10 protein-coding genes and 1 other RNA gene are annotated in these 9,656 nt (G+C 66.8%); 4 read left to right on the top strand and 7 right to left on the bottom strand.

The window, feature by feature from the left end; all coding sequences use genetic code 11:
• Positions 1-429: 429 nt before the first annotated feature.
• The 3 genes from ACLQ7E_RS22360 to rnpB all read right to left on the bottom strand — a co-directional run bounded on the left by ACLQ7E_RS22360 (position 430) and on the right by rnpB (position 1,719).
• On the bottom strand, positions 430-747 hold the full coding sequence (locus tag ACLQ7E_RS22360; protein WP_411734785.1) for a hypothetical protein: 318 nt from the start codon (positions 745-747) through the stop codon (positions 430-432).
• 67 nt (positions 748-814) lie between these two features.
• Complete coding sequence (locus tag ACLQ7E_RS22355) at positions 815-1,027, bottom strand: hypothetical protein (RefSeq protein ID WP_411734784.1); 213 nt, start codon at positions 1,025-1,027, stop codon at positions 815-817.
• Positions 1,028-1,353: 326 nt separating this feature from the next.
• An RNA gene (rnpB, locus tag ACLQ7E_RS22350) (RNase P RNA component class A) lies at positions 1,354-1,719 on the bottom strand.
• 121 nt (positions 1,720-1,840) lie between these two features.
• Between rnpB and ACLQ7E_RS22345 the strand changes: the two genes are divergently transcribed.
• Positions 1,841-2,629 carry a YaaA family protein gene (locus ACLQ7E_RS22345; RefSeq protein ID WP_411734783.1) on the top strand — a complete coding sequence of 263 codons (789 nt, stop codon included), beginning with the start codon at positions 1,841-1,843 and terminating at the stop codon, positions 2,627-2,629.
• Here the strand turns inward: ACLQ7E_RS22345 and ACLQ7E_RS22340 are convergent.
• From ACLQ7E_RS22340 to ACLQ7E_RS22325, 4 genes are all read right to left on the bottom strand, one after another.
• Positions 2,626-3,042, bottom strand: coding sequence for a VOC family protein (locus ACLQ7E_RS22340; RefSeq protein ID WP_411734782.1), 417 nt, complete (start codon positions 3,040-3,042; stop codon positions 2,626-2,628). The two genes, ACLQ7E_RS22345 and ACLQ7E_RS22340, sit on opposite strands and share 4 nt — an antisense overlap.
• Positions 3,043-3,066: 24 nt before the next feature.
• Positions 3,067-3,807 carry a zinc ribbon domain-containing protein gene (locus ACLQ7E_RS22335; RefSeq protein ID WP_411734781.1) on the bottom strand — a complete coding sequence of 247 codons (741 nt, stop codon included), beginning with the start codon at positions 3,805-3,807 and terminating at the stop codon, positions 3,067-3,069.
• Positions 3,808-4,032: 225 nt separating this feature from the next.
• Positions 4,033-5,787 carry a DUF222 domain-containing protein gene (locus ACLQ7E_RS22330; RefSeq protein ID WP_411734780.1) on the bottom strand — a complete coding sequence of 585 codons (1,755 nt, stop codon included), beginning with the start codon at positions 5,785-5,787 and terminating at the stop codon, positions 4,033-4,035.
• Between the two features lie 185 nt (positions 5,788-5,972).
• Positions 5,973-6,914 carry a Nif3-like dinuclear metal center hexameric protein gene (locus ACLQ7E_RS22325; RefSeq protein WP_411734787.1) on the bottom strand — a complete coding sequence of 314 codons (942 nt, stop codon included), beginning with the start codon at positions 6,912-6,914 and terminating at the stop codon, positions 5,973-5,975.
• 352 nt (positions 6,915-7,266) lie between these two features.
• Here ACLQ7E_RS22325 and msrA point away from each other — a divergent pair, with 352 nt between their 5' ends.
• The 3 genes from msrA (at position 7,267) to epsC (ending at position 9,551) form a co-directional block, all read left to right on the top strand.
• On the top strand, positions 7,267-7,809 hold the full coding sequence (gene msrA, locus ACLQ7E_RS22320; protein ID WP_411734786.1) for a peptide-methionine (S)-S-oxide reductase MsrA: 543 nt from the start codon (positions 7,267-7,269) through the stop codon (positions 7,807-7,809).
• Between the two features lie 95 nt (positions 7,810-7,904).
• Positions 7,905-8,840: a cysteine synthase A gene (gene cysK / locus ACLQ7E_RS22315; RefSeq protein WP_411734779.1), complete on the top strand. Its 936-nt coding sequence runs from the start codon at positions 7,905-7,907 to the stop codon at positions 8,838-8,840.
• 126 nt (positions 8,841-8,966) lie between these two features.
• Complete coding sequence (epsC, locus tag ACLQ7E_RS22310) at positions 8,967-9,551, top strand: serine O-acetyltransferase EpsC (RefSeq protein ID WP_411734778.1); 585 nt, start codon at positions 8,967-8,969, stop codon at positions 9,549-9,551.
• The last annotated feature ends 105 nt before the right edge of the window (positions 9,552-9,656 follow it).

The following is a 9,656-nucleotide window of genomic DNA, read 5'->3' as shown; positions in this document are numbered from 1 at the left end:
GTCACCACGTTGTTGTTGCGGTACAGGCGCCCGATCAACGGGATCATGGCCTCGGCGAGCTCTTCGCGCCCGCTCCATTCCTGTAGGGCTTCGACAGACTGCTGGGTCACTGAAAATCCTTCCAAATCAGCCGGCTGGCGATCCTCAAGCCGGTTGTTACCGTAAAAGCACCTTTGCAGAAACGGTTGTTCAGGGGGTACCAGGATCATTTCCCCGTGGAGCCCTAGGGCCCGGAATCCATTCTAGTATGCCTGCCCGGAGATCCACGGCGCGGGCCGGTGAGGTCTCTCACACCCGTCTGTCCGCGTGCTCGTCTGGCGCCGGGGCTGGCACCGGCGGGCATGTTGCGCCGCCAAGCCGTCTTGCGGTCCGGGTCCACGGGGCGACGCCGTGCTCGATCCAGGTCAGGTACCGCCGCCAGAAAATGTCCTAGCGCGGGGTCCACGGTTCCTCGGGCGAATCCTCTGAGCCGTCGGCCGCCTCATGCGGGTGGCTGGGCGGACGGTGCGGAAAACCTGCGAGCGGGTCCTTGTCCTGGCCCTGGGCGGACTCGTGGATCTGCCGTTTCTGTTCCTCCAGGGACTGCTGGGCGGCCGAGCTGGAGGGCTTGTAGAAGTTGTTCAGGGCGTCGAAGAGCCCCGAGGCGCCACTTCCGCCACCGTCGGTGGGAAAAGTGAACCTCGAAGCGGCCCACAGCAGCCCGATGCACAGCACCGGTATCCCGATCAGCCAAAAAAGCCACTCCATGCCTTCAGTCTAATGCTGCTGCACCAGCCGCCGGGGCGACGGCAGTGCCCCGGCGGCCGTCGTGTGTTCAGGCGACAAATAGTCGGCGGGCTGCCACCGGCGCCGCTTCTGTTTCGGCGGGCTGCGCTGCACTGGCGGCATCGGCGACTTGGTCTGCAGGGATGTCGAGGTCCAGGGCGGTTGCCACGATGGCGTCGAGGGCCTCGATTCGCTCCTTCAGGAGAATGCGGGCGGATGCCACATCTTCTGCGGCGGCACGGATCAAATCCACGTGGTGCACGGCGGTGTCCTTTCGTATTCGACGAAATCTGCAGAAAGCAGTTTAGTGAGTTTTCTTCGGCTGCTCAAGCCAACGCATGCGGGATGTGGGAACTGCCGGGTTGGCGTCTGTGGGTGGAAGTGCTCCGGGCATGCGGCGCATCGGCGCATCTCAGGGTGTTGGACCGTCGAAGCGGGCGTTCCTTGCTGCCGGAGTCGAGTGCCAAGGCACGCGCGCAGCGGTCGATGGCGCGGGATTCCGGTTCGTGGGGGGCCTTGAGACTACATGCGCAGGGCGCAGAAAAGCCGCTGCATCCCTTTGATTGCAAGGGATGCAGCGGCTTGTGGTGGACGGGATGGCCGGTACGCCGGGTTTTGTGCCGCGGTCGGTTACCCGAATCGCGGTGACGATCATCTATCTAGGAGTGCCGTTGCCGACACCCTCAAGCGGTCCACCCGACTACATTGAGCGAACAACCCAGTAGTCTGTCTGACCTTGCTCCGGGTGGGGTTTACCTAGCCGCTCCGGTCACCCGGAGCGCTGGTGGTCTCTTACACCACCGTTTCACCCTTACCCGCACAAGTGCGGGCGGTCTATTCTCTGTGGCACTGGCCTGCGGGTTACCCCGAGTGGGCGTTACCCACCACCCTGTTCTGTGGAGCCCGGACGTTCCTCGGGCCACTTGCGTGACACGCGATCGTCTGGCCATCCCGTCCAGCATTCAAGTATAGTCGCTTTTGGACAACCGATTGCACGCGGTGGTTGCCATTTCCGCGACTGGCGGCTGCTGGTCACGAAAATGGGTTTGGGGTGCGGGAAGACTAGGCTTGACCGGTGCTGATCTTGCTTCCGCCCTCCGAGGGCAAAGAACCCGCCGGCAATGGCGACCCCTTTGATGCCGATGTGCTGCAGTTCCCCGAACTGAAACCGCATCGCCACCAATTGCTGGCTGCGTTGGCCGAGGTCTCGCGCGCCGATGATGCGCTCGAGGTGCTCGGCGTCGGCAAATCGTTGGTCGCCGAAGTGACGCGCAATATCGAATTGCATACAGAGCCCGCAGCCGCGGCCCACACTGTATACACCGGCGTGCTTTTTGAGGCGTTGGGCTATGAACGGCTCGATGCCGCAGCCCGTGCGCGCGCGGATGCGAACATCCTGGTGATTTCCGCGCTGTGGGGAGCCGTGGGTTTTGCCGACCGGATCCCGGCGTACCGGTTGTCCATGTCGGTGAAGCTGCCCGAGATCGGAAAGCTTGCCAGCTGGTGGAAACCGAAGCTGACACCGGTGCTCAACGCGCGGGCCGGCGACGGATTGGTGGTTGACTGCCGCTCAAGCACCTACGCCGCTGCGTGGGCGCCGCCAGCGCCGAACACCGTGAGCGTTTCGGTGTTCCAGCTGCGCGGCGGCGTGCGCAAGGTCGTTTCGCACTTCGCCAAGCACACCCGAGGGGAGTTGGCAGCGCATCTGCTCACTCGTGGCAACGAGGTGACGACGCCTTCGGAGCTGCTGGACGCGGCCCGGGAGCGCTGGGAAGCCGAGCTGGTGGACGGCACCGCGAAGAAGGCACACCAGCTGAACATCATCCTGCCTGAGGACCACGCGTTCCGGGCCGTTGGCGGCTAGCCGGCAGCGGCGTCGTCGGCCACCAGCTCGATTTCGAACCCGGCCAGATCCTCGAGGTAGGCGGCGTAGTGCGCCTGTCCCCCGGCATGCGGGTGGACGTCGGTGAACAGCAATATGAAGCCGCGGGCCACGGCCTCAGCGGTGAGTTCGTCGACCCGCGCCCGTGAGCCGGCAACGAAGGCCAGGTGGTTCAGCCCCGGGCCGCACCGCCGGTGCTGCAAATCGAGCACATCCGGCCCCGACTCGAGAACGATGTAGTCGTGTGAGCCGATGTAGCTGGTCCCGTGCGGCCAAGACTCCCCCGGTGTATAGCCAAGCTCTTGAAACAGCCAGCCGAGCGAGGCCCGGGACGCGGTCAGGTCCCGAACCCAGATTTCCACGTGGTGAAGGCGACCCGAGCGTGGGGTGGTCACGGCGGCGACGATGCCTTCGGGGGCCTATGCTCCCCATTCGGCGCTGCGCACCAGGATAGCGCCGCTGTCGGGGCAGAAGACAACTTCATCGGCCGGGGCCGCCTTGATTTCCGCCAGGTCCCCGGCTGCCAGCGCCATGCCACTGGCCTCGGAAGTGCCATGGAAGAGGCGGGCCGCACCGATGCCGTTGCGGGTGCGCAAGCGGTCATACGTGGACATGAGCGCGTCGTCGAACGAAGCCGCAAGTTCGGCGCGGGCGCTCTTGGTGTTGGCCAGTTCGGCTTCAAGCGCTGCAACTGCGGCATCGCGGCGGGCCAGGTGCCCGGCGTGTTCCTCGGTGCGGGTCGCGGTGAGGCTCCCTGCGGCATCCTCCTGGGCTTGGAGTTCCTCGAGTGCGCCCATGAGCTCAAGCTCCGCGTCCTCGAGACCATTGCGGCGGACCGTGAGCGAATCAATCTCGTGGGACAACGCCATCATGTCGCTGGCAGTGCCGGCGTTGGAGTTGATGCGGGTCTGGTCCTTGGCAATGTGCGCAGCGACCTTTTCCACGGCCAGCTCGGAATCCTTCAGCGCTGCCGCGGCCACGGCGACCTCTTGTTGGATCTGCGCCTGGGCGGCACGGGCCTCGTCGAGGCCGGCCTGGGCGGCGGCCAGCTGGGCGTCGGCGGTGGCCTCCGAGATCTTCCGGGTGAGCTGGGTGATCTCCGAATCGAGCGCGGCCACTTCCAAGAGTCGAAGCTGTTCCGCCGGTGCTGCCTTTGCCATGCTGACCTCCACTGTGCGCGCCGTGGCGCTGCCGTTCCTGATGTGCCTCGAGCGATCAGTGATCACTTAGCCACAACACTAGTCAGTCTGGGAACCTCGAGGGGAATGCGACCCGCCGGAGTCCACCGGGGCTGTGCGCGGGCGAAGCACGGCGGCCTGGATGCACGGGCAGGCGGTTGAATCGGGCACCTGCGTTGGAAGGTGGATGCCTCGTTGTGGGTCTGCTCAGGCGGCTGCGGCTTCGGGGTGGAAGACCCAGTTCCGCCTGGGTCTTTGCATCGGGTCGCGGGATTTGGGGAGGACCACGTGGGGAACGCCATCGAGGACGCGGATGGTGAAATGGCCGGCATGGAAGGCGGTATGGCAGCGAACACAAAGGAGCAGGCCTTGGCCGACGTTGGTCGTTCCGCCTTCGGAGAAGGGCTTGATGTGGTGGACCTCGCAGCGGTGGGTGGGCATGGAGCAGCCGGGGTTGGCGCAGCCGCGGTCACGGGCGGCGATGGCGCGCTTTTGGCCCTTCGTGAAGAAGCGGCGCCGTCGGCCCAAGTCGAGGGGTTGGCTTTTGCCGCCCATGACCAGGGGAAGGATGCCGCCGTTGCAGGCCATGCGGCGGGCAGCGGCCGCCGAGACGAATTCTCCGTGCGGCGTCACGCCCGGTGTTTCCAGGGTGCCGGTGAGCGAGTCGTAGTCGATCATGACTAGCAGCTCGATGCGGGAGTTCATGGGCATGTCCGGGTCCGCCGGGGCTGCGGGGTCCAGCCAGGTGCGGATGGCGTCCATCAGTGCCTGGGAGAGGCGTTGGGCGCGGCGGCGGGCGTAGGCTTCCTCGGCGGTTTCCCCGGGATACAGGCCGTTGTCCGGGAGCCCGAAGGGGTTGCACGTGGGTTCTTTGCCAAGGTCGGTGAATCCGGCTCGGGGGCGCTGCTCCAGGGGCGTGTCCGGATTGACCGCCCAGGCGGGGATCATCGGTGGTTCCCCGCCGTCCACGGGGTCGCCAAAGAGGGCAGCTTGTGTTCCCGTGGTGCCGGTGAGCTCGCTGGTGGCCCTGGTGGCGGGGCGGCCGGAGGACGTGCGTGGGTTGTTCAGGTCGTCGGCCAGGGTGCTGAGCAGTTCGTGGCCCTCGGCATCGGTGGTCAGTTCCCAGAGGTAGCCGGTCGGTTTGTGGCCGCGGAAGCTCAGGCCCAGGTACCGGGCGTTCTTGGCCTCGTCGCGTTCGACGGTGGTGCCCTCCAGCTCGATGGCGGCCTGCTTGAGGAACTTGCCGAGCGTGGATTCGTCGCACACCCGGACCGTGTGGGCGACCTGTTCCTCAAGCCGCGCCCGGGCTTCCCCGGGGTCTGGCTGGGCGTCCAGTGCCGGTTGCAGGGCGGTGAGCTTGGCGGCGGCGTTGGCGAGAAGCCGCGGGTCCGCGGTGCCCTCGGCCAGGACTCCGGCCAATTGCGGGCAGGTCGGCGGCAGCGTGGTCCCGTCGGGCCCGTGGTGGCCCATGAGCCGTTCGTTGGTGTTGATGCGGTGCCGGGCCTGCAAGTAGCCCAGGTGCAGTTGGTTCTTGAGGAACTCGGCGGGGTCGTGGTGCAGGGGCTTGCGGTCCGGGCCCGTCACCTGGTCTGCAGGCAGCCTGCCGACGCCCGCGGCGAAGCCACCGGGGTCAAGCAGCAGCTGGTTGAGGGCTGCCAGGGGTTTTTCGGTGAGGGTGTGCACCTCGGTGTCCACGCAGGCGCCGGCGGCCAGCACCTGGGCGTAGGATCCGGTGCGGTAGACCCGTTCGGAAAGCAGCGTCAGGGCGGCGGCGCGCACCGGGGAATCGCCCACGGAAGCCGCGGCGTCGTCGATGGCCTTCTTGGTGGCCAAGTCGAGGGCGGCCAGCAGGCGCAGCCGATCGACGTGCGGCTCGGTGCCCGGCGTGCCCCCGGACTCCGCCGCCAGTGCCCTGCCAACTGCGGCCAAGACCGTGTCGATGATGTTGCCTGCATTGCCCATGCCACCCATGGTGCGCCGAAGCGAACCCGCTCCGCCACCCCTGACGCGTATCTGTGGACAACCGGCCCGGAGCACGCAAAAACGCGGTGCGCGGCTCCGGCCCTGGTGGATTGGGGAGAAGCTGCGCGCACCGCGTCGGCAAGCCCGGGTCCGTCAGACACGAAGGCCGGACTGCGCCAGGGGCACTACGGGGTGAGGATGAAGTCCCAGGGATCGGTGTTGATGGCCGAGACGGCGATTTCCACGTCGTGCCCCAAATCATGCAGCACGTTCTTCAGCGCATCGGCGGCCGTGGGCAGCCACAGCCACTCGGAGGCAAAGTGGGAGACGTCGATGAGGTACGGCTTGCCGTTCAGCGCGGCCTCGCGGGCCTCGGAGGCGGGGTGGTGGCGCAGGTCGGCGGTGACGTAGACGTCGGCCTCGGAGGCACGGACAGCGTCGAAGAGGGAATCCCCCGCACCGCCGCAGACCGCGACCTTGCGCACGATGCCCGCACGTTCACCTGCCACGCGCACTCCCCCGGCAACAGCGGGCATCGCGGAGAAAACGCGGGAGGCGAATTCGTGCAGCTGCAGCGGTTCGGGCAGCATGCCGACCCGGCCGATGCCCTCTTCGGGCAGCCCGTCCTTGGAGGGGGCCAGCGGCTGCGTGTCGGTGAGCCCGAAGATGTCAGCGAGCACGTCGGAGACCCCTCCGATGGCCGAATCGGCGTTGGTGTGCGCCGTGACCAGCGCGCAGCCGGATTCGATGAGCAGGTGGATCGCTTCGCCCTTGAACCCGGTGGCGGCCACGGAGTTCACCGGGCGCAGCAGCAGCGGGTGGTGGGTGATGAGCAGGTCGGTGCCGCGGGCAACGGCATCGGCAACCACCTCGAGGGTCGGGTCGACGGCGAACATGATTCGCTTGACCTCGCGCTGCGGGCGCCCGACCACGGGCCCCACAGAATCCCAGTCCTCTGCCAGCGAGGCGGGCCAGAGTTCCTCGACGGCAATCAGCACCTGGCCGAGGGTGGGCGTGGAAAGGGCGGCTTCCGCCGGGTCAAGGGCGGGATCGTCGACCCGGGACGGGGCGGGGAGCGAAGCGGTGTCGGTGGCGATGGCCTCGCCGGCGGAATCCAGGCCCTGCATGTTCGCTCCCGACGGGTCCAAAGACGCGGCACCGGAGCCCGGGCCTGCGGGGTTTGCCGAAGCGTTTGCGGTGTCGGCGGTTTCCTGGTCGGCCGATTCCGGCCCGGAGACGATGCGCATGCCGTGGGGCTGCTGCTTGTTGCTCTGCATGCATCTACCGTATCCGGATCGGCCCCGAATGCCCGCATGTGCCGGCCATGAATTGCGCACCCATGCCGCCACCGGGGTGGCCTGCGTGCCGGAGGGAATGAAATGGCGGTGCCCGTGCTTGAGTGTAGATGTGAACGACTTCTCAATTTCCAGCACCCCGATCCGCTTTTCGCCCACCACCCGGGGCCCGCACGGGCAGGAGCTGAGCACGTTTGTGCTGGCCGGCGGCTGTTTTTGGTGCCTCGATGCGGTCTACCAGCGCACGCGCGGGGTCCACGCGGTCATCTCGGGATACACCGGCGGCTCCGACCCGGCTCCGAGCTACCGCACGGTCTGCGGCGGCAATACGGGACACGCCGAGGCGGTTGCCGTAACATTCGACCCCGCCGTCGTTCCGGCCGAGGTCATACTTGACATGTTCTTCACCACCCACGACCCCACCACGCTCAACCGCCAGGGCTACGACGTGGGCACCCAATACCGCTCGGCGTTCTTCCCCCTGGACGCCGCGCAAGAGGCGATTTTCCGCGAAAGCGCGCGGAAGTTCGGAGAGCTCTATCCCCATCCGCTGGTCACCACCTACGAGGCCCCGGCGGACTTCTTTGTGGCCGAGGGAATCCACCAGGACTACTACAACCGCTTCCCCGACGAGGGGTACTGCAGGGTCATCATCGACCCGAAGCTGGCCAAGGCCAGGAAATATTACGCAACATGGCTCGAGGAACCCGCCGCCGAGCGGTCCTGACTAGGCTTGTACACGAAGTTCCCGGCGAGCCGCTGCCTGCCGGGACCGTGCCTGCACGGCCCATCACGCTCCCACACCCAAGGACAAAGGACACCATGTCGAAGATCTACAACGACGTCACGCAAATTGTTGGCCGCACCCCGCTGGTGCGCCTGAACCGACTGGGTGCCGGGCTGCCGGGCAACATCGCGGTGAAGCTGGAATTCTACAACCCGGCCAACTCGGTCAAGGACCGCATCGGCGTTGCCATCGTTGACGCGGCCGAGGCCTCCGGGGACCTGCACCCGGGCGGCACCATCGTCGAGGGCACCAGTGGCAACACCGGCATCGCCCTGGCCATGGTGGGAGCTGCCCGCGGCTACAAGGTCGTGCTTACCATGCCCGAGACCATGAGCACCGAGCGCCGCGTGATGCTGCGCGCCTTCGGCGCCGAGATCGTGCTGACCCCGGGCTCCGAGGGCATGCGCGGAGCGGTGGAGAAGGCCAAGGAGATCGTCGCCACCACCGAGAACGCCATCTGGGCCCAGCAGTTCGCCAACGTCGCCAACCCGGCGATCCACGAGGCCACCACCGGCCCGGAGATCTGGGAAGACACCGACGGCGAGGTCGACATCTTCGTCGCCGGCATCGGCACCGGCGGCACCATCACCGGTGCCGGCCGCTTCCTGAAGGCCAAGAAGGAGTCCCTACAGGTCGTCGCGGTCGAGCCGAAGGATTCGGCGATCCTCAACGGCGGCAAGCCCGGCCCGCACAAGATCCAGGGCCTGGGCGCCAACTTCATCCCCGAGGTGCTGGACACCGAGCTGTACGACGAGGTGCTTGACGCCTCAATCGACGACTCGGTCGCCATTGCCCGCGCGCTCGGGACGCAGGAAGGCATCCTGGGCGGCATCTCGGCCGGCGCCGCCGTGTGGGGCGCCCTGGAAATCGCCAAGCGCGAGGAGAACGCCGGCAAGCTCATCGTCGCCGTGATCCCCGACTTCGGCGAGCGTTACATCTCCACGTTGCTCTTTGACGACATCCGTGGCTAAGACAGCCCATCCGAGAGGTGCCGGACGGGGCGCGCAGGAAACTGCCGTCCCTTCCGGCGCCGCATCGGGCAACACCTGCAGTGTTCCGGCCGGTGGCCGGAAAGACGCACGAACAAAGGCCTATGTGTGAGATTCTTTTCCCGACTAGCCGAAGACCTGCGCGGGGCAAGTGCACATGATCCCGCCGCCCGCGGCCAGGCCGAGAACTTCCTGGCCTACTCCGGACTGCACGCGATCTGGATCCACCGGTTGACCCACCGGCTGTGGCAGAACCCCAAGACCCGCTTTCCGGCGCGCCTGCTGTCCCAATTGGGCAGGTTCCTCACCGGGATCGAGATCCACCCCGGAGCCACCATCGGCCGGCGCTTCTTCATCGACCACGGCATGGGCGTGGTGATCGGGGAGACAGCGGAAATCGGCGACGACGTGATGATCTACCACGGGGTGACCCTGGGCGGGCGTTCGCTGGCCAAGGTCAAGCGCCACCCGACCATCGGGGACCGCGTGGTCATCGGTGCGGGCGCGAAGGTGCTGGGCCCGATCGTGATCGGTGCGGATTCTGCCATCGGCGCCAACGCCGTGGTGGTCAAGGACGCGCCGGCGGATTCCATCATCACCGGGATCCCGGCGAAGAACCGTCCGCGCACCGCCGAGGAGCACGCACCCGCGGTGGACCCGGCGGAGTACATCGACCCGGCCATGTGGATCTAGCGCCTTGCGCTGAATGGTTTGACATTGCGGCGTGGAAAACATACCCCCCGGGGTGGTTTAGACCAGTGTCTTTTAAACAAATACCCGCCCCCCAGACAAGCGCGC

The organism is Paeniglutamicibacter sp., from assembly GCF_046714615.1.
GTDB lineage: Bacteria > Actinomycetota > Actinomycetes > Actinomycetales > Micrococcaceae > Paeniglutamicibacter.
Note: the sequence above shows the minus strand (reverse complement) of the source record. Positions and strands in the feature narration are given on the sequence as shown.

Coding starts and splice junctions, on each gene's coding strand:
- ACLQ7E_RS22360 (WP_411734785.1), bottom strand. CDS start 747: ATGGAGTGGCTTTTTTGGCTGATCGGGATACCGGTGCTGTGCATCGGG.
- ACLQ7E_RS22335 (WP_411734781.1), bottom strand. CDS start 3,807: ATGGCAAAGGCAGCACCGGCGGAACAGCTTCGACTCTTGGAAGTGGCC.
- ACLQ7E_RS22330 (WP_411734780.1), bottom strand. CDS start 5,787: ATGGGCAATGCAGGCAACATCATCGACACGGTCTTGGCCGCAGTTGGC.
- ACLQ7E_RS22325 (WP_411734787.1), bottom strand. CDS start 6,914: ATGCAGGGCCTGGATTCCGCCGGCGAGGCCATCGCCACCGACACCGCT.
- cysK (WP_411734779.1), top strand. CDS start 7,905: ATGTCGAAGATCTACAACGACGTCACGCAAATTGTTGGCCGCACCCCG.